Origin of the sequence: Desulforhabdus amnigena, assembly GCF_027925305.1 — a bacterium.
In the GTDB taxonomy this organism is placed as follows: domain Bacteria; phylum Desulfobacterota; class Syntrophobacteria; order Syntrophobacterales; family Syntrophobacteraceae; genus Desulforhabdus; species Desulforhabdus amnigena.
Genome location: NZ_BSDR01000001.1, coordinates 236,423 through 256,704, shown reverse-complemented (window position 1 = coordinate 256,704; position 20,282 = coordinate 236,423). Strand labels below are relative to the sequence as shown.

General features: G+C 51.7%; 13 protein-coding genes and 2 tRNA genes. 4 read left to right on the top strand and 11 right to left on the bottom strand.

The window, feature by feature from the left end; all coding sequences use genetic code 11:
* Nucleotides 1-890: 890 nt before the first annotated feature.
* From QMG16_RS01190 to QMG16_RS01140, 11 genes are all read right to left on the bottom strand, one after another.
* The gene (locus QMG16_RS01190) at nucleotides 891-2,345 is read right to left on the bottom strand and encodes a catalase (RefSeq protein WP_281791839.1); all 1,455 of its coding nucleotides are present in this window, start codon (nucleotides 2,343-2,345) and stop codon (nucleotides 891-893) included.
* Nucleotides 2,346-3,055: 710 nt separating this feature from the next.
* Nucleotides 3,056-3,131: transfer RNA gene (locus tag QMG16_RS01185), tRNA-Val, on the bottom strand.
* A 114-nt stretch (nucleotides 3,132-3,245) separates the two neighbouring features.
* Entirely contained in the window at nucleotides 3,246-5,129 is a 1,884-nt protein-coding gene (locus QMG16_RS01180; RefSeq protein ID WP_281791838.1) for a tetratricopeptide repeat protein, read from the bottom strand.
* Nucleotides 5,126-5,911 (bottom strand): pseudouridine synthase, encoded by a 786-nt coding sequence (locus QMG16_RS01175; RefSeq protein ID WP_281791837.1) that lies wholly within the window; start codon nucleotides 5,909-5,911, stop codon nucleotides 5,126-5,128. Before QMG16_RS01175 ends, QMG16_RS01180 begins: the two co-directional genes overlap by 4 nt.
* Nucleotides 5,908-6,936: a tryptophan--tRNA ligase gene (gene trpS / locus QMG16_RS01170; protein ID WP_281791836.1), complete on the bottom strand. Its 1,029-nt coding sequence runs from the start codon at nucleotides 6,934-6,936 to the stop codon at nucleotides 5,908-5,910. Before trpS ends, QMG16_RS01175 begins: the two co-directional genes overlap by 4 nt.
* 43 nt (nucleotides 6,937-6,979) lie before the next feature.
* The gene (locus QMG16_RS01165; protein WP_281791835.1) at nucleotides 6,980-7,633 is read right to left on the bottom strand and encodes a site-2 protease family protein; all 654 of its coding nucleotides are present in this window, start codon (nucleotides 7,631-7,633) and stop codon (nucleotides 6,980-6,982) included.
* Between the two features lie 182 nt (nucleotides 7,634-7,815).
* Nucleotides 7,816-10,500: a CBS domain-containing protein gene (locus QMG16_RS01160; protein WP_281791834.1), complete on the bottom strand. Its 2,685-nt coding sequence runs from the start codon at nucleotides 10,498-10,500 to the stop codon at nucleotides 7,816-7,818.
* Nucleotides 10,501-10,512: 12 nt separating this feature from the next.
* The gene (gene xerD, locus QMG16_RS01155) at nucleotides 10,513-11,397 is read right to left on the bottom strand and encodes a site-specific tyrosine recombinase XerD (RefSeq protein WP_281791833.1); all 885 of its coding nucleotides are present in this window, start codon (nucleotides 11,395-11,397) and stop codon (nucleotides 10,513-10,515) included.
* 183 nt (nucleotides 11,398-11,580) lie between these two features.
* Complete coding sequence (locus QMG16_RS01150) at nucleotides 11,581-13,242, bottom strand: hydroxymethylglutaryl-CoA lyase-like TIM-barrel protein (protein ID WP_281791832.1); 1,662 nt, start codon at nucleotides 13,240-13,242, stop codon at nucleotides 11,581-11,583.
* Between the two features lie 180 nt (nucleotides 13,243-13,422).
* Complete coding sequence (locus tag QMG16_RS01145; protein WP_281791831.1) at nucleotides 13,423-14,862, bottom strand: acetyl-CoA carboxylase biotin carboxylase subunit; 1,440 nt, start codon at nucleotides 14,860-14,862, stop codon at nucleotides 13,423-13,425.
* 307 nt (nucleotides 14,863-15,169) lie between these two features.
* Nucleotides 15,170-15,433 (bottom strand): hypothetical protein, encoded by a 264-nt coding sequence (locus QMG16_RS01140; RefSeq protein WP_281791830.1) that lies wholly within the window; start codon nucleotides 15,431-15,433, stop codon nucleotides 15,170-15,172.
* Nucleotides 15,434-15,873: 440 nt separating this feature from the next.
* On the opposite strand from QMG16_RS01140, the gene QMG16_RS01135 reads away from it, so the two are divergent.
* The 4 genes from QMG16_RS01135 (at nucleotide 15,874) to QMG16_RS01120 (ending at nucleotide 20,274) form a co-directional block, all read left to right on the top strand.
* Nucleotides 15,874-15,950: transfer RNA gene (locus tag QMG16_RS01135), tRNA-Trp, on the top strand.
* Nucleotides 15,951-16,285: 335 nt separating this feature from the next.
* Nucleotides 16,286-16,996, top strand: a complete 711-nt coding sequence (locus QMG16_RS01130) for a DUF1614 domain-containing protein (protein WP_281791829.1) — start codon at nucleotides 16,286-16,288, stop codon at nucleotides 16,994-16,996.
* A gap of 467 nt (nucleotides 16,997-17,463) precedes the next feature.
* Nucleotides 17,464-18,825, top strand: coding sequence for a Trk system potassium transporter TrkA (gene trkA / locus QMG16_RS01125; RefSeq protein WP_281791828.1), 1,362 nt, complete (start codon nucleotides 17,464-17,466; stop codon nucleotides 18,823-18,825).
* Nucleotides 18,826-20,274, top strand: coding sequence for a TrkH family potassium uptake protein (locus tag QMG16_RS01120; protein ID WP_281791827.1), 1,449 nt, complete (start codon nucleotides 18,826-18,828; stop codon nucleotides 20,272-20,274). It begins immediately after the preceding gene.
* The last annotated feature ends 8 nt before the right edge of the window (nucleotides 20,275-20,282 follow it).

The window sequence follows — 20,282 nt, the reverse complement described above, 5'->3', positions numbered from 1 at the left end:
GGACTGCTTGCGAACACCACTAAATCATGCGGTCCCGAGGATTGCGCGTCCGGTTCACGCAAAGTGTACGCCCGGCATGGGCGTGAACTTATGGGGTGCAAGTCCCCTGTACGTGAATCCTGTCAGTGATTTGATCACTGACACAAGCAAAATAGGACGATTATTTTGAGTTTTTCAGAAAAAGGTAGTTTCGATACTATCCAGAAAATAAAGTACAAGACCATAACATATTCAACGAACCATGCAACTGCATTAACACGAACAAGTATGTCGTTTAGATGAAAACCCAGGAAATTGAAGATGAGCTCTGGCAGTGGATGATGGAGATTGATAAGGAGATCATCCATAATAATAAAAAGCAACAACGTAATCCATAACGGTATGTAAAGTTTTAGAATTCGGCACGCAGCCGAGGCACAGGAGCAGGAGAATAGAATAATGGGTGTTTGAGCAGGCGAAAGCGGTCACATGTCAAAAAGGCTGTCTGTTTTTATGCTCCCGCAATGTAAGCTTTGTCAATCAGGAGATTCCTGATTTTTCGAGATTTGGCAACATAAGGAATTCCGATGGAATGATGTGTGTTTGTAAAAACCCTGTGCTCGGACTGCCATCTTGCATTGGAAATGAGAAACGAACACCCGGTCAAGGGTCCGCGGGATATTTCGGTTTGGTTGTAGGGCTTTATTGACTTTTCTTCGTTCGTTTTCGAAAGGGTTCGTTATACTTCAATGATTGATCAGAGAGACACCCCCTTAGGCGCGAAGGCGGCTATTTATTACACACCAAGCACCAATGGGGGTGCAGCCTTGAGGTGCCAGCCAAAAGGCGTGGCTCGATCCCGAGTTAGCTGATGGCTTCTATTTCTTGAGCTCTCTCACAAGTATCTGAGATCAGCCCCCTTGTACGCCCTTGGCTATGCGATCGCCGATCTCCTTGTCGATGTTGCGCCAGTATTCAAACGCACGCTTCAACACGGGTTCAGACACGCCGTTTTTCAGGTGCCCCACCACGTTGGACACCAGCCGATCGCGCTGGGCATCATCCATCACTTTACGCACCAAGGTGCCGGCCTGGCCGAAATCATCATCGTCCTTGCGCTTGGTATAGGCGGCGCGGACGAACTCACCGCCGGCGCTCCAAGTGGCCGCCTCGGGATACCGCTCGGGGTCGGCCTTGGGGCCACCCTTGGAGTTCGGTGCGTACACCGGATCAGAGACTTTATCAATTCGCATGGCACCGCCCTTGCTATAGTTGTGGACCGGACTCTTTGGCCGGTTGACCGGGATCTGTTTGTAGTTGGCACCGAGGCGTGCCCGGTGGGCGTCGGAGTAAGAAAACAGACGGGCAAGCAGCATCTTGTCCGGGCTGGGGCCGATGCCGGGTACGAGATTGTTCGGCTCGAACGCCGCCTGCTCGATCTCGGCGTGAAAATCGCTCGGATTGCGGTTCAGCGTAAGCCGGCCGACTTCGTGCAGGGGGTAGTCGCCGTGGGGCCAGACTTTCGTCAGATCAAACGGGTTGAACCGGTAGGTATCGGCATCTTTAAAGGGCATGATCTGCACCTTGAGCGTCCAGCTGGGATAATCCCCCCGCTTGATCGCCTCGAACAGGTCGCGGCGATGGTAGTCGGCATCCTCACCGGCGATCCGGTCTGCCTCCTCCTGGGTGAGATACTCAATGCCCTGGTCGGTCTTGAAGTGGTACTTGACCCAGAAGCGCTCGCCTTTGGCGTTGACCCACATGTACGTGTGGCTCGAGTAGCCGTTCATGTGCCGATAGCTCCTGGGAACTCCGCGATCGCTCATCAGAATGGTGACCTGATGGGCGGACTCGGGAGACAGGGTCCAGAAGTCCCACTGCATGTCGTTGTCGCGCAGGCCGCTGTCCGCGCGGCGCTTCTGCGAATGAATGAAGTGCTGGAACTTCATGGGATCGCGTACGAAGAACACCGGCGTGTTGTTTCCCACCATGTCGTAGTTGCCCTCGGTGGTGTAGAACTTGAGCGCAAAGCCGCGCACGTCCCGCCAGGTGTCGGGACTGCCACTTTCGCCGGCCACCGTGGAAAACCGTGCCAGCACTTCGGTCTTCGTACCCGGTTGGAACACGGCCGCCTTGGTGTAGGAGCTGACGTCCCGGGTCACCTGGAAGTATCCGAAAGCCCCCGAGCCCTTTGCGTGGGGCTGGCGGTCCGGAATCATCTCCCGGTTGAAGTTGGCCATTTGCTCGATCAGGTAGTGGTCCTGCAGCAGAATGGGACCATCAGGCCCTACGGTGAGGGAATACTCGTCGCTGGATACAGGGATGCCCGCATCGTTGGTTGTGGGTTTGCGGTCGTTGTCGTTCATAACAAGGTCTCCTTTCAATTGTTGTTTCAGTGGCCCATCACGCTTTCGATGCGCCTGATACGCTAACGATTAACGTGAGGAGCGGCCGAAGCGGCGGAGGGAAAATTTGCAAGCGTAATCTGAAAATTATTCCTCTCCATGGAAATTATAGGCATTGGGATCCATTTTTGCTCGCGGTTGCATCAAGATTGGAATAGAGAACAGTAAATTTGACGGCTTCCAGCAGACACACTTCCTGTCGAGCCAGGTGTAAGTTCAGGTGTAAGTTATGGCTATAAATATTAAACCTGACTTTTGCACTTTGACATGAGCGATGCAAGGAGAGAACAGTGCCACCAGTTGGTCTTGCCGATGGCTTTTTATATGAAAACCGTGGGAAGAAGCGAACAATCTTCAAGGGAATATTGCAGCATGGATCGGAGACAGTGCGTGCTTCCATCGAGAGGAAATCAGCCAGGCTGCGAGTGAAGTTGAAGAAGTGTCCGAGGGATCGGAGGCTCTCCAAGGACGAGATGGGCGGATCCGAGTGTTGGTTGTAAGCGGGACGGTTGGGTGAGGATACGATGCAATGCTACCTGGCGGCGGACACCCTTGCCGTCCGGCTAACAGTTCCCCCTGTCGGGCCTGTAGAGGACTTTCACCTCCAAGCCCCCTGCCGGACGCACAAAAAAAGGCTGACCTCTTTAAGTCAGCCTCATTACTAACAATTTTGGTGGGCGGAAGAGGATTCGAACCTCCGACTTCCACCGTGTGAGGATGGCACTCTCACCGCTGAGTTACCCGCCCATCAATTGGAGAAGCTTTATACAACAGAAACCGACGGGGTGCAACATAAAACTCTTTTTATAAAGCAACCCCTTCCATCAACAGGGTATGAGAACCAACAAAAGCGGAATTTCATCAAGATTTCTTTTTGGGAGGGGCCAGAGACTTTCGCCGCAACCGGAGATAATCGTCTTGCGCCTCTTTATCTTTCGGATCCAGCTTCAGGATCTGTTCCAGCTTCTTGGATGCTTCAGCATAATTTCCAGTATTTTCATATAGATTCGCAGCCTGCTTCAAATGCTTTTTTTCCTTGGGCTGCAAGCGGATCAGCTGCTCCAATTCCTTCAAGGCGCCCTGAGAATCCCCCTGCTTCAACAGGCCATACAGCAGATAGTTGTGGAATGTAATGGAATCGGGAGCACGCTCGGCGACACTCTGGAAGAACGCCACCATTCCTTTGTAATCCCCCTTCTCCTTGTAGGTGGAGAAGAGGGAGTCATAATAGGACGAATTCTTCGGGTCCAGCTGAGCCAATGATTTCAAGGTTTCGAGTTCCGCTTTTTCATTTTTCGCCTTGCGATAGATGTCCAGGAGATACTTCCGGGATTCCACATCCTTGCTGTCGCGAGCGGCAATGGCTTCAAAAGCGCTCGCTGCCTTGTCCCACTTTTGGGAGTCGTAATAAAGGACGGCGAGATTGTGTTGAACGGTCCTGTTTTCGGGCTGCAATCGAGCTAGTTTTTCATAGGCCTCCTGCAGTGCTCCCTTATTGTTCGTCTTCTCCAGAAGGGCGACCAGCCGGACCAATGCCGCCTTATTCTGGGGACTTTTTTCTAAAACCTTTTCATACACATCGCGCGCCCTGTCCACCGCTCCCTTCTTTTCCAGGAGTGAACCCAGCTGCATCCAACTTCTGATGTCACCAGGATTGGATTGGAGGTATTTTTCCATGGCAGGAATGGCCTTGTCCAGGTTGTCGCTCTGCTGGTAGGTGACTACCAGATTATAAAGAACATTCTGATCCTTCACTCCAGATCTGATAGCCCGCTCATAGCTCGCTGCCGCCTTATCCCAATTTTTCGCCTGAGTATTGAGATCCGCAAGAAAGAGAAGGAGCGAACTCCTGAAATCGCGGGGAATTTCCCGCTGATACTTTTCCAGAAACCTCACTGCATCGTCCTTGGATTTGTACCTTTGGATGTACTGTAAAAACTCTTTGAAGTATTCCTCGTCTTCAGAAAGTTTGATCAAATCCAGGTAGACCATGAGGGCCTCATCCACCTGATTTTGCTGTTTGTAGACTTCAAGCAACCGTTCGAGAACGGATTTGGACTTTCCGGACTGATCGACTTCTTTATAGAGTCTGGCGGCTTCCTCATATTTTTTCTTTTCAAAATAGAGTGCAGCCAACTGTGTTTTCACCAGAACGTTTCCGGGATTTCCCAGCAGAGCTTTTTCCAGATAACCGATTTTCTGATTGTCACTGGTTGCCGAGGTCGCCTTTTGCAACCAATCTTTGCCATCCAGTTCCACCAGAAAAGAGACCTTTCCAATGACCCGGTTCCAGAGCAGAACCCGAATTTCAACCGTTTTGGGTGTTTCAAAATCCTCCTGCGGCATCAGATCCCTGATGACGGCGGGCTGTTCCTTTATTGATTCAATATCGAAATCCGATGCATCGACTTTCACTCCCCAGGAAACCCACCCGTCCGTCTGAACGCTCAAGAGGTGAAGAGAATCTCTTGGATTCACTACACATTGAGAGTCCGGCAGGAGAATGACTTCCTGCCCATTGTGCTGGAATCGCAGGGCCAGGAGTTTTTTGGGAAAGGGAAGATAATTGGCGATGCGTTCCTGGGGAACGGAACCGATCAACCAATAGCCCCCCACCCCCAACAATGCCAGCAGGACAAGCCATGCGAGAAAACGGAAAGGACGGCGTTTTTTTTCCTTTTGTCGAGATGCAACTAAAGAGTCATCTAAACTGTAAGGATAGGTTCTCCGACTTCTATTGTTCATTTCCTTCCGGTTTGCTCCTCTTCAAGTTGAACCAGTTGATACAGCCGGCGCACTTCTTTTGCGGATAAGGTTCGGAAAGCGCCCGGCATGAGTTTTCCCAAGGTCAGAGGACCATAGGCCACTCTTTTGATTTTCAAAACCGGGTGTCCCACCGCTTCCCCCATACGTTTGATTTGCCTGTACCAGCCTTGATGCAAAACAATCCGCAGCCAGCCGGCCTTGGGCAAAAGTCGAAGGATCGACACCTCTGCGGGGGCGGTTTTTCCCTCTTCAAGAACGATCCCTGAACGCAGGCGGCTCAAAGCCTCGGCATCCGGTTGTCCCTGCACTTTCACTTCATATGTTTTAGCGATTCCGTATCGTGGATGCTGCAGCCGGTTACCCAAAAGACCGTCATTGGTGAGAAGCAGCAAGCCCTCAGCATCATAATCCAGGCGCCCCACGGGAAACAAACGTACTCCAAAATCCGGGATCAGATCAATGACGGTCTGACGTCCCTGCGGATCCTTGAGAGTCGTAACACACAGTTTCGGTTTATAGAAAAGCAGGTAGACTTTTTTCTCGGCGATGGAAATTGTTTTCCCGTCAACGATGACTTCATCTCTGCCAGGATCCACGCAACACCCCAATGTCGTGACCACGCGGCCGTTGACCGCGACCCTGCCCTGTCGAATCATTTCCTCGGCTGCACGGCGCGAAGCGAGCCCAGCCTGCGCGATCACCTTCTGAAGGCGCACCCCTTTCACATCTACCGGCGTATCTTCTAAATGAACGGCTTTCAATTCTTTCTTTCCTCAACCCGGCACTCCGGATTCATACTCAAACCGATGGCTTCCCGCACTTCGACCATTGTCCGGCCCGCTTCTCTTCCGGCCACCTCCCTCCCTGCTTCAAGGATCTCCCGCACCACATGAGGTTGGCCCTCGAGCCGCAATCTCTTTTCCCGAATCGGACCCAATCTTGCCAACACATTCTGCGTCAAACGCTTTTTGCATTCAACACATCCGATCCTCGCGGTTCGGCACCCTTCGGCCACATCGGCAACTTCCTCCGGAGGCGAATAGAGTCTGTGGTAAGCAAATACCGGGGAAAGCTCCGGATTTCCCCGATCAGTGCGGCGAACGCGCTGAGGGTCGGTCATCATCTTAGCTATTTTCTCGCTGATACTCTCCGCCGATTCTGTAATGTAGATGCAGTTTCCGTAGCTTTTACTCATTTTCCGCCCGTCAAGCCCCGGCAACACCGGCACCTCCGTCAGAAGAGGGTCCGGAATGGGGAAGACTTCCCGCTGATAGATGAAATTGAAGCGCCGAGCGATCTCTCTGGTGAATTCCACATGGAGCAATTGATCCTTCCCCACAGGGACTCCATTGGCTTTGTACATGATGATGTCCGCCGCCTGCAACACGGGATAGCCCAGAAAACCATAGGTCGAGAGGTCTTTTTGATCCATTTGCTGCAGATGTTCCTTGTAGGTGGGGTTCCGCTCGAGCCAGGGCAGAGGAGTAATCATTCCCAAGAGCAGAGAAAGCTCCGCATGTTCTTTTATATCCGACTGAATGAAAAAAGTGCACTGCTGCGGATCCAGCCCCACACTGAGCCAGTCCAAAATCATATTCCATATGTTCTGCCTTATCCGGCTGGAAGATGCGTAATCGGTTGTCAGAGCATGCCAGTCCGCAACAAAAAAAAAGCATTCGTACTGCTTTTGAAGCTGGACCCAGTTATCGAGGGCACCATGGAGGTTCCCCAAATGCAGACGTCCCGTGGGGCGCATACCGCTGAGAATTCGCTTTCGCTGTATCATCGAGATAAATTCTTCACTCCCTTCCCGTTCCTACCGTATCGGATCAATAGAGAAAAAGCCGCACAAAAGTATAGACAACAGGGCGCACGACATACCCCCAAAGCCCCGTACCGATCAGCAGCAAAACGATCAACAACCCGTAGCGTTCCATGCTTTCCAGTTTAGAGGCCAGGGAATAGGGAAGGACTCCCATCAGGATATGCCCCCCATCCAGGGGTGGAATGGGCATCAGATTGATCACCATCAAAACGAGATTGAACTCTACGGATATGAGGGTCATGTGCCGAAGCGGCACCAGAACCCAATCCAACTGTCCCGGGGCTGCAATATGGCCGCCCTGAATGCTGCGAAAGACCAGGGCGCTGATACAGGCCAAAAGAAAGTTCGTCATGGGCCCGGCCAGGGAAACCAAGGCCATATCCCGGCGTCCCCCCTTCAGGTTTGCAAAGTTGACGGGGACCGGCTTGGCCCACCCGAAGAGGAAGGGGGATTTGGTAACCAGCAGAATGAGGGGAAGAATCACCGTGCCCACCAGATCAATATGGGAAATGGGATTGAGTGTGATGCGCCCCATCATTCGGGCGGTGGGATCTCCCCGTTTTTCGGCAACCCAGCCATGAGCCACCTCATGGAGGATCACCGCAAAGAGCAAGGGGACAGCGTAAAGAATTGCATCTGCTATTATATTGCCTACCATATATTTTTTTCGATCCTCGATTCGCCGTTTGTCATTTCAGGGAGATGGCGGATTCCAATATCCCGTCATTCACCACGGAGACACGGAGGGCATGGAGAAGATTTTGGAATTCCTCTGTGATCCCTGTGCCTCCGTGGTAAATGAGGATTTCAAGAGCGACTCACTCCCTTAAGAACCATCTTTCAAACACCCTCGGAAAAAGACATCCCGGAAGACATATTTTTTTCTGCATTTTCAAAAATTTCCGGATGATGCACCTTCAAATAGCCCCACTCGTCCTGCAGACTTTTCACTTCTCCATTGAGATGCGCATCGATAAGTTCATCCAAAATGATCCTGTAAATCGGCCCGGGGGGGACTCCCATCGCCTTGAGGTCCTTGCCCTTCAATTCCGTGCGAACGCGCCGGTAGCGGTGGAAGTAGTGACTGATGGCTTTGCGGACCTCTTCCCGTTCCGTCCTGGCCATCATGAACAGGAGCTCTTCGGGCTTAAATGGCTGTAAAGTTCGATAGATATCACTCGGACGGTGTTCAGGCAACTGGAAAAACCCCCTCAGAAGGGATTCCACCTGCCCGTAGGTCCAGAGCATTCTCTCTCTTTGGTTTTCCGTCATTTCAAGGCGGTTCCATACCTTTTCCAAATCATTGCGGTGCAAACCGGATAAGAGCCCCAGAAAATATACCCAGGATCCTTCCAGTGGTTCGTCGAGAAAGCTCAGTCTGTACCACGAAATCATATTTCGAATGCGATTGAAGAGTTCTTCCATCCTGGTGTCAAATCGCATGCCGGAAGCAAGCAGGCCCAGAACTCCATATTCGTCCATCCTGCGGACCGCGGGTACGGGGTTCTCCTCCATGAGTATCAAATCGATTTCATGAAAAAAGCGCCGCCCTCCAAGTTTTTGAATCAATCCCATGCGAACGGCGTTTTTCATGAGTGTAGCCGTCTGCTTGCCGATCTTGAAGTTGAACCGTTGTTCAAACCGAATCGCACGCATGATCCGTGTCGGATCTTCCACAAAGCTGAGGTTGTGCAGAACCCGAATGATTTTGTCCTTCAGATCTCTTTGACCACCGAAAAAATCGATCAGTTGCCCAAAGTCATCGGGGTTCAGAGTGAGCGCCAGCGTGTTGATGGTAAAATCCCGTCGATATAGGTCCATTTTAAGAGAACTGAACTCCACGATGGGAAGCGCCGCAGGATACTGATAATATTCAAACCGTGCGGAAGCCACATCCACCTTCAATTTATCGGAAAAAATGAGCACCGCCGTATTGAACTTCTTATGACACCGGGCTCGAATGCCATGGCTTGCAGCGAACTCTTTGGCAAATTCGATGCCGTCTCCCTCCACCACAATATCGATATCCAGGTTCGGGCGCCGCAAAAGGAGATCCCGAACGAATCCACCAACGGCATACGCCTTGTAGTGAAGCCGGTCGGCCAGCTTCCCCAGATCCTTTAGAATCGCAATAACCTCGCCGGGCAACTGTTCCATCACCACGCTGTGAATGCTCTTTTTCTTCGGCCATTGCGCCGGATTCAAAGCATCGGCAAGAGTCTGCGGCTTGTTGGAATGGTCCGTAACGAGAAAATTGAGGAGATCCCGACGGGTAATCACCCCGACCACTTTGCCGTCGTCGATGACGGGCAAAATCCGTTGCTGATGTTCCACCAGGTAGGTCTGGATTTCGAGAAGTGTGGCATGAAGGCCGACGGTGACAAAGTCCGAGCTCATGAATTCACGCACGGTGTGTTCCACGAGCTTGTGAAAGATGGCCTTTTCCAGGATCTGGCGGGTAATCAGGCCCACAATGACACCGTTTTCCATGACGGGCATGGAGTTGATGTTGTAACGGACCATGATTTGCTCGGCTTCTTTGATGGAAGCATCCGCCTCGACATAGACCACCGGACTGCTCATGAGGTTCTCCGCCATGGGAAAGGGCGTTATACTGCTCTTCAACACCTCGAGAAGCCTGTCTTCGGCCTGGAATAACGTCAAATCCCGAATCGTGGCCGATGCAGCCGTCGTGTGCCCTCCTCCGCCGAAGTGAGAGGCAATGAGTCCTACATCGACCTCGGGAATCCGGCTGCGGGCCACGAGATAAATACGATCCTCCATGCGCCCCAGGGCGAAAACCACATCCAGGTTATGAATATCTTTGAGTTTATGAACCAGCAGCGCAAAATCCCCCACGTACTTGTCCACCGAAACGGTGGCGATGCAGACTTCGATCCCCTGAATGTCATAGGTGCGTGCCGAAAGAATGAGCTCGTTCAGAATGCCGATCTGCTCCGCGGTCAGTTCCTGTGTGACCATATCCGAGACCACATTGAGGTCCGCTCCCTGGCGGCGCAGGTAGGCCGCCGCTTCGAAATCTTCAGGGGTCGTGGAATTGAAGGTGAATGATCCCGTATCCTCATAAATTCCGAGGCATAAAATCGTGGCTTCCTCCGGGGTCAATTCGATCCCCCGTTCCCGGATGAGCTGCGTGAGAATCGTGACCGTCGCCCCCACGGGTTTGACCACGGATACGTGTCCTTTGACATCTTCCGAAGTATCCGGGTGATGATCGTATACGTGAATTTCAACTTCGGGGCGATGGATGATTTCTTCAAACTTGCCGATGCGCGAGAGCTGGCGGGTATCCACGAGAATCAGCCGGTGGACCTGTTTGAGATCCACATCGCGCAGGCGCTTGAAGTCGTAAATATAGACCGCCGACTTTATAAAGAATTCGCGAAGAGTGCGTTCCTGCGATCCGGGAAAGACGAGAATCGCTTCAGGATACAGCTTCTTGGCCGCAATCATGGAGGCCATGGCGTCGAAATCGGCATTGATGTGGGTGGTGACAACTTCCATGGACATTTCCTGTCAGGAACGGGGATGATATTTTTCGTGTATCTCTTTCAATCTCGCTCGCGCCACATGCGTATAGATTTGCGTCGTGGAGATATCCACGTGCCCCAGCATGGTCTGCAAGGACCTGAGGTCCACGCCGTTTTCAAGCAAATGGGTTGCGAAGGAATGACGCAGCATGTGGGGAGTGAGATTTTGCTGAATTCCAGCCTGCACCGCATAGCTTTTCATGATCTTCCAGACTCCCTGACGCGAAAGCTTCCCGCCATGATGGTTCAGAAACACTTCCTGGCTGAAACCTTTTTTGAGAAGTCTGGGGCGCCCCTCTCGAAGATAAGTCGTGAGAGCCTCGGCTGCCCATTCCCCCATGGGAACCAGCCGTTCCTTGTCTCCCTTGCCTCGCACTACAAGGTACCCTGCATCGAAATGGATCTGTTGAAGCTGCAGGTCCGTCAGTTCGCTAACCCGAAGACCCGTTGCATAAAACAGCTCCAGGAACGCCTTGTCTCTTTGTCCCAGGGGCTGACTGATGTCGGGCTGATTCAAGAGAGCCTCCACTTCAGCCGCCGAAAGAACCTTGGGGAGCTTGGCGTTGAACCTGGGGAACTGTATGCGCGCTGCGGGATTTTTCTTCATGCGTCCCGTCCTTTCAAGATAGCGGAAAAAGGACCGAATCGCCGCCAGCCGCCTGCTCCTGCTCCTGTGAGAAAGCCTTGCCCCAAGCCATTCCAGATATCCGAGAATCTGTTCGCGGGAAACGTCATCGAACCGCGTGATCTCATGGTCTTTGAGATATTGGATCCATTCCTGAAGATCACTGTTGTACGCGCTCAGCGTGTTGGCGCTCAATCCTCTTTCCACCGACAGATAACTCGAAAAAAGATCCAGCAGTTCATCCATGGAATTGCACTCCTTCAGTGAACTCCGAGAAGCCGGCATTTGGGCATCAGCAGATTTCTCCATCAAAACAGAACCCCCCAGAAGGGCTCACGGCTGCGATATGCTGCGTGAAACACCTGTGGGGGGCTGGAATAAAGACGCAATCGATGAACTAAATACTCAAGATCGCAATGACGCGGCCCATCAGTGCCCCCCGGCCTTCTTATTGCGGATGGGGGTGCTGTAAGTTTGAAAATGGTAATCCACCAGAAGCGAAGTCTGCACGGAATCTCCTACACGGCGGGTGGAAACGATGTCTATGGAATGCGTTTTTCCATCGTAGTCGGGAATGTTGATGCGCTCCCCATCCTCGAATTTCTTTCGCCGGAACCAGACTTCAGGGGGGAGGAGCCAGGTCTTCCCGAACCGTTCTTCAAAGACAAAGTATTCCAGGGCATCCCGTGGAAACTGAAGATAAAGGCATACCTCTTCGTCTGTTACGGGACGCTTCAGCTTCATCTCAAGTTGACCTCTTTTCTCATTGAAGTCTTCATCGGGAAGTTTCCTGATGCCGCCCTCCTCCTTGAGAATCTGCTTCCAGTTCTTTCCATCCGTCCGGTTACTCTCGAGAACCTTCTTGTAAATCCATGCCGGTGGGTCATAAAAGGGAAAAGGTCCATAACGGCCCAGAAGAAGGCGCTTCAAATCGTCCGAGGGCTTGCAGTAGCGGCCGTGAAGAACATTGTTCACCGCCGTGGTCCAGAAGATCTGACTTCCGGGGGTCACCGACCAGATGTTCCCCAGTTCGCGATTGACCTGCACAAGATCGCTCAGAACCTCATGTATCCGTTCGATAAGCCCGAGTTTTTCCGCCTGTTCGAAAGCGATGTTCGCCGCACCTCCCGCCAGTTTGTGGCGCTTGACCGTGGGATCGAATCCCCGGTACGGACTTTCAAACTGTTCATAGACGCGACGCTCCCGCCTCAAAATATCGGAAGCGTCCACCAGGGGCTGGATCTTGAAGCCCGGAGCACTGAAACCATAGTCGTTCAAAATCTGGATGAAACTCAGAGCCGGAGCTTGGCTGTAGATGCCGCCGAAGCCGTGATCCGAAACTTCTACGATCTTGACGCCTTCCAACACGGCGGCCACCATTCGAGCGAGATCGTTGCCGTCGGTATTGTGGCCATGATAGGCAAGCAGCAGATCGGGGAATTCATGCCGAATGGCTCCCACCAGGTTGGCGATTCTATTGGGGGTGCCGAGAGCGGAATGATTCTTGATGCAGAGGATGATATCCTCCCCCATGTTCGAGATGATCTCTTTCACTTTGCCGACATAGTACTCGTCCGTATGTTCCGGCCCCGTACTGAAGCAAATGCAGGGCATCAAAATCTTTCCCGCATTTTTCACCTCTTCTGCCACCACTTGCAAGTTTGGGACATGATTTAGAAAATCATAAATGCGCCAGACATCTATGTACCGGGAAAAAAGCCGGACCGTCTGTCGAAGTGTGCTGTCGGGGTAGGGACGATAGCCGAAAAGATTGCGCCCGCGGCACACCGTCTGCAACAGCGTGTTGGGCATGGCTTTTCTTACGAGGCGCAATTTCTCAAAGGGATTGATCTGCTTGCGCAGCAGATCCACGTGCACTGACGCCCCTCCCGAAATCTCAAAGGCGAAATATCCCGTTTCATCCCTGTAGGGAGCCACCTTGAGTGTGGTATTGGGCATGATGCGACATTTAAAATCCGACTGAGATACGTCCCGTTCATTATTGGTCATGAAATATCCGGGAGTATTCCGAAGAAAATCAAGGATTTCCTGGCTGGACATTTGAGGAGTGATTCGTTTAAGCTCCGCCATACTGGACTCCTATGTGTTGCACATGGCACACAGCCATTGTTTCAGAACTTCAGGATTGTTGATTCTCCGTCACCGCATCCCCGGACCGGCAGGTCAAGGCTCCGTGCTTCGTCACTCAAGGGACCCTTTGCCCCCTTCACACGCTCATCGAACCGCCCCCCGGTTTTGGCCTGGAAGCTTCTAGGACTCGGCGTACGGATTATAACCATAGGCGTTTATTTCAGCGACCAGACTGGCCAATTTTTCCAGCTCGGGCACTTCCTCCTGGTAGTCCAAAAGGTGAGGGTGGGTTTCTATATATGAAGTATCGAATCGCTGCGCAATGAAGTCGGGATCTTTGACAATCTGCTTGTAATACGGAATAGTGGTTTTTACACCGGCGATGGCGAAACTGTTGAGCACCCGGTGAAGCCGGTCCACCGCCTCGCGCCAGGTGAATCCGTAAACCGTCAACTTGACGAGCATGGAATCGTAGTAGCGAGGAATTTCGTACCCCTGATAGACCGCACCGTCCAGTCGAGTGCCGTGTCCGCCTGGTGACATATAAATCTGCACCACACCTGGGCTTGCCATGAAATTGTTCTTGGGATCTTCCGCGTTGATCCGAAGTTCGATGGCGACTCCGCGGAATGTAACATCTTCCTGACTCAGGGAAAGGGGCTGGCCCGAAGCGATGCGGATCTGTTCCCGGACCAGGTCAACCCCCGTGATCACTTCCGTTACAGTATGTTCCACCTGGATGCGCGTATTGACTTCGAGGAAATAAAAACGGTCTTCCTCGTCCAGAAGGAACTCCACCGTTCCGGCATTGAGATAATTACATGCCCTGGCTGCCTGCACGGCCGTGTCACAGATGCGGTTCAGGACCAGCTTGGGAAGATTGGCAGGGGCGATCTCGATCATCTTTTGATGCCGCCTCTGAATGGAACAGTTTCGTGTGCCCAGATGGATCACATTCCCAAAGTCATCGGCAAGGATCTGGACCTCCACATGTCGTGGCTTCACAAGACTCTTTTCCAGGTAGACCTGATCGTTTCCGAAGGCCATTTTGGCTTCGGAGCGAGCCATTTTCAGATTCTTGAGCAGTTCGGGCAGGTCGTTGGAAAACCGGATTCCACGCCCCCCTCCTCCGGCAACGGCCTTCACCATGATGGGAAATCCGTACCTCTCTGCAAACCGCGTCGCCTGCTGCTCCCCCGCTTCTCCATCATCCAAAACCGGAGTCCCGGGAATCACTGGAATACCCGCTTTAGCCATGATCTCTCGGGCGACGACCTTGCTTCCCATATCGGAAATAACCTTGGGGGGAGGTCCAACAAAGACAAGGCCCGCTTCGGTACATTTTTTAGAAAAATTGGGGTTTTCTGCAAGAAAACCATAGCCGGGATGAATGGCTTCGGCCCCCGTGGTCTGTGCAGCCTGAATGATGCGCTCAATGCTGAGGTAATCTTTGCGTGGGCCGGAACCAATACAAATGGCTTCGTCGGCCCTCATGATGTGCATTGCAGTCTTATCCGTCTCCTCATAAATCGCAACGGTTTTGATACCCAGTTCCTGGGCCGAGCGTATGATCCGGATAGCAATTTCCCCTCGATTTGCAACCAACAGTTTCTTGAACATACTTGCGCTCACTCTCTCAGAGAAGGAATCCAGCTTTCTTCTATAGTTCGCTCATGGCCACATGGCCCGTCAGGAAAAATTCCTGGTCGGAACAATGCCCGCTTCTGCCACAATGGTTTCCCTCAGGGCGAATCAGATCCTGACTCACTCAAGGAAAATCATTCGGTCGGTGTTCTGTTACAAAGGATTTTATTAACACAAGAAGTGAGCTGACATCAATGGGAGAGGTGCTATCAAGATAGAATTAGAAAATCGAAGGAAAAAGACGGAGACAAACCACTCCGCTCTGCACCCGAAGTCTTTGATCCTATCCTCTTGCAGCAATCGCTCCTTTTCTCAGGCGTTTTTTCCGGTTCAGCAAATTCAAATATTCCCTGTCAAGCAAGTTGCATTTGAACGGCTTGATTACCGCATTAACATCCCATTTCGGACGCCCTTGATCCGCAAGCAGATCCTTGATGCTGTTCCAACACTTGGGCGAGTAATATTCGCACTGAGCCCCCTCGTTGAAGAACTCACAGTGCCTCTGGCTCACATATTTTTCATATTTTTGACAGTATTTTATTTTCATCCATCCTCTCCTTCTCTACCACACCTGCCCCATTTATTGGAAATAACGATATTTTTTGTAAAAGTGTAATCAATGTTCAGTCACTTGACAAGTCCATATCAAATAAATTTGATAAAAATCATTCCATATCAAACGAAACATCAGGAAACAAAGTCACAACGACGAAATTTCTTTTCTTAAAACACCATTACTAAAACAGTGTCCCAAAAGCCGAATACATACCCGGCACCTCACGAATTTTCATGTGAGTCCCTATACAAGCCAGGAAATTATCGATGTAATCTTTTGATTAGCAAAATTCAAGCCTTCAGACTCAATGAGGCAAGAACATTCCAAGAGATGAAACCCGATAAAAGGAACTTTGTTGACTGAAATGAGGCGGGGAAAAAATATTTTGCTTTACATCGGCGGGAGAAACCATTATACAGATTGCCACCTGCAGGCCAGTAGCTCTAACGGTTAGAGCACCGGACTCCAAATCCGGGGGCTGGGGGTTCGAATCCCTCCTGGCCTGCCAGAAAATTCAAGGGGTTACAGGTTGAATCTGTTTCCCCTTTTTTCGTTGCGTACATGATATTGCGTACATTCAATGCAGTTTTCCTCACCTCTGCGTACATCCGTTCCCGGCAAGAGGTAATTTTTCGCTTTCTTTATAATGACATTTCCTAATACATAACAAATATTCAGTTTTCAAAGAGCGGTATTCAGACTCTCCAGAGACATTCTCTATAGAAAAGAATGTCTCATATGTCCCGATTGACCGACAAAAGTCTGTAAGATTTTGATTTATCGGAAGTCTGAGAACCAGACCGCCCGATGCAAAGACTCTCTCTTGAAACGAAGGGAAATGAAATGCATTACTTTCCATTATCACTACCATTCTTGCTGCTTTTATTGTTTCTTTTCATCTTCCTGGTCACCCTCGTTGAAGTCGGAATTCTAAGCTATGCATACCAAAGAATCGGGATTAACCAACGGTATGTGTTTTCCTTGATGCTCTTTTCACTCTTGGGAAGCTATATCAATATTCCCATCTTCGAGCTTCCCCCAGAGCAAGTTATCTCGAATTCATATGTTGATCTCTTCGGCATACGGCATATCATTCCCCACGTTCAGGAATGGCCGGGCACCGTCGTTGCCGTAAATGTTGGCGGTGCGCTTGTACCCTTCTTTCTTTCCATCTACCTCACAGTAAAAAACAAACTTTACGGACTGGCTTTTGTAGGAGTGGGCATTGTCACATTTCTGGTCCATCAGCTGGCTTATCCCGTAAAAGGGGTGGGAATTGCGGTGCCATTCTTCACTCCTCCGTTGGCCTCCGCAATTGTGGGGCTCGTTATCTCCCGAAAATACGCCCCAGCTCTGGCATATATTTCAGGAAGCATGGGAACTCTACTGGGCGCGGACATTACAAACATCGATAAAATTCGAGGCCTTGGCGCCCCAATTGCCTCGATCGGCGGCGCAGGAACTTTCGATGGCGTCTTCCTGACGGGTATCATCGCAGTGTTGCTTGCAGGCTTTTGGTCAAGTAGGGACAGAGGGACATCCCTTGCTCCGTGATAGTCTGCTCTTACCAGATTCTATTTTTGAATTGCTTTTACCAGGGCCACGTCGGCACTCTCTCGCAGGGTTCAGCCGCTCGCAGCATGTTCACTATTTGACAAGATTGGTACAGCGTCAGGCGAACAGGTTCAGCGTCTTTCAGGATTTGGACCAGTTCTGAATCTGGTAAGCATCCGGTGGTTTCACTCTTGGAAACATTTGGTTGTCACGTGGGAAATATTGGGCACCTTGATCACCGATAGATTTGATTTACGATTCAGTCACTTTTCAAAATGAGAATTGCTGCCGGAAGATTTCCCTATCCTGCAATGAACAGTTGAAAGTATAACGATTAAAGATTTATGCATCCCTTGAATGGGCAGCCATTATATGCACTCGACCATGCCCAATGGCGGATGGCTGATGAACGTATTTCGCAGGTTCCCCTCTGTCTGGCCACGTAAAACGAGAAAGGATTCCCCGCATTGAAGATCATTATCGTGGGAGCCGGTGAAGTAAGGTTTCATATCGCGCAAAAGCTGGCTCTCGAAAGCAAAGAAGTGGTCATTATCGACAATCGCGCGGAAGCTCTGAAGCGCTTTTCCGAACTGCTTGACGTTCAGACGATTCAAGGGTCCGGCAGCAGCCCCTACGTTCTGGAGCAAGCCGGCGTTCAGCATGCGGACACTTTCCTGGCCGTTACCGATAAGGATGAAACCAACCTGGTGGCATGCCTTTTCGCCGATGCACTCTCGCCCGGCATCGTCAAGCTGGCGCGCATCCGTGACGAACACTACACCACTTACCACGCGGAACTCACCCGGAAGATCCTCAACCTCAGCATGATCATCAACCCCGAAACGGAGGTCGTGAAGAGCATTACAAGATCCATGAACGTTCCGGGAGCGGAAGACTTCAGCGAATTTGCAGGCGGCAGAATCAAGCTCATCGGCATTCGAGTGAACGAGAATGCCGCGGTGACCGGAACCCGCCTTATGGAACTCCGGGCCAACGTGGGTGCGCTTCGATTCATTGTGGCGGCTGTTTTCCGAAACGACCGGTTGATCATTCCCTCGGGAAAAGACCGCATCAAAGCGGGAGACCTCGTTTATTTCGTCTGCGAAGCCGAGGATACGGAAAAGGTCCTCGAACTCTTCGGAAGCCGCATGGAATCCCTTCGGGACATCCTCATTGTGGGCGGGGGAAATATAGGGTTGCGCCTGGCAAGACACTTGGAAGAAAAGCCTTTCCATGTGCGACTCATTGAAAAAAACCTGGAACGCTGCGAATTCCTGGTGGAACAGTTGCAACGCACTATCGTTCTCCACGGCGACGGCACGGATCAGACCCTCCTGGAAGAAGAAAACATCCAGGGAATGGATGTGGTGATCTCACTCACGGGCGACGAAGAAACCAACGTGCTGACCTCTCTTCTCGCCAAGCGGCTGGGAGCCAAAAGGTGCATCACTCGACTCAGCAAGTTCGCCTACATCCCCATTGCCGGAGCCATCGGACTGGGCCACATCGTCAGCCCCAGGCTTTCTGCCATCAATACCATCCTCCAGCACGTACGCCGGGGGAAGGTGATTTCGGCGGTTTCCCTCAAGGAAGAAGCGGAAGTGCTGGAAGCCATCGCCCTGGAGAGTTCGGGTATTGTGGGAAAACCGCTCAAGAACCTGCACTTTCCAAAGGGCGCGATTGTTCTGGCCATTCTGCGGGGAGATCAAAGCATGATTCCCACGGGAGACACGGTGGTGTTGCCCCAGGACAATGTGATCATCCTTTCCACCCGGAAAAACATTCCGCGCGTCGAAAGGGAATTGATGGTGAAGCTGGAGTACTTTTAGATGCGTTGGAGTTATGTCATCCGGACTATCGGGGCCCTCATTTTCTGCATCGGGCTGACCATGCTTCTCCCCCTGGGCTTTGCCCTTCACTACAAGGATGGAAGCGAACTTCCCCTCTTCAAAGCCCTCCTGATCGTCCTCGCCACGGGTCTGGGCTTGTTCGTTGCTTTTCGGCACTCCCGGGTTCCGTCCATGACCCACCGTGAAGGAATGGCCATTGTCGCACTCGCCTGGTTGACCGCGGGATTGGCGGGAGCGTTGCCTTTCTATTTGGGATCCACCACTGAATATTTTGTGGATGGCTTTTTCGAATCCGTATCGGGCTTCAGTACAACGGGAGCCTCCATCTTTACGGACATCGAAAAAGTGCCCAGAGGCATTCTCATGTGGAGGAGCCTGACCCACTGGCTGGGGGGCATGGGCATCATCGTGTTTTCCCTGGCCATTCTGCCCTTTCTTGGAGTCGGTGGGATGCAGCTCTACAAGGCTGAAGTGCCCAGCCCTGTTCCGGACAAACTGAGACCCCGGATCCACGATACGGCCATGGTTCTATGGAAGGTCTATCTTTTCTTTACCCTGGTTGAAACCGTGATGCTCATGTTTGGCGGAATGGATCTTTTCGAATCCCTGTGCCACACGTTCGGAACCATGGCTACAGGCGGATTTTCCACAAAAAACGCCTCCATCGCCCATTACGGCAGCGCCTATATCGATGCGGTAATCACCGTTTTCATGCTTATCGCTGGAATCAACTTCTCCCTTCATTATTTCGCTCTCATGGGCAGACCCAGGGTCATGTGGAAAGATCCCGAATTCCGTTTTTTCATGATGCTCGTAAGCATCTTCACAGCTGTGTCCACCTTGAGCGTCTTTCGGGAAACATACGCAAGTTTCTGGGAATCCCTGCGACATGCGGCATTTCAGGTCGCTTCCATCATTACGACGACGGGATACGCCACGGCCGACTACGAAAAATGGCCGCCCCTGCCCCAAAGCATCCTGTTCTTCTGCATGTTTCTGGGGGCTTCGGCGGGATCCACGGGAGGAGGCATGAAGTGCATGCGGATCATGCTGCTGCTCAAGCACGGGTATCTCGAACTGCTGCGCCTCATTCACCCCTGGGCTGTGCTGCAGGTCAAACTGGCGGGGCGTCCTGTCCCGGACGAGGTCATCAAAGGGATATGGGGATTTTTCATCCTTTACCTGGCGCTTTTCATTCTCTCTTCATTCCTGCTGGCTGCCATGGGGCAGGATATTCTCACCGCCTTTTCCGCCGTTGCGGCAAGTATTGGGAATATCGGCCCGGGGTTCGGCAACGTGGGTCCCACAGAAAATTACGCCCATCTCCCTCACTCCGCCAAATGGCTCCTTGCCCTATGCATGCTTCTGGGACGTCTGGAAATCTACACGGTCATCGTCCTCTTCGTCCCTGAATTCTGGAGAAAATAGGAAGACCG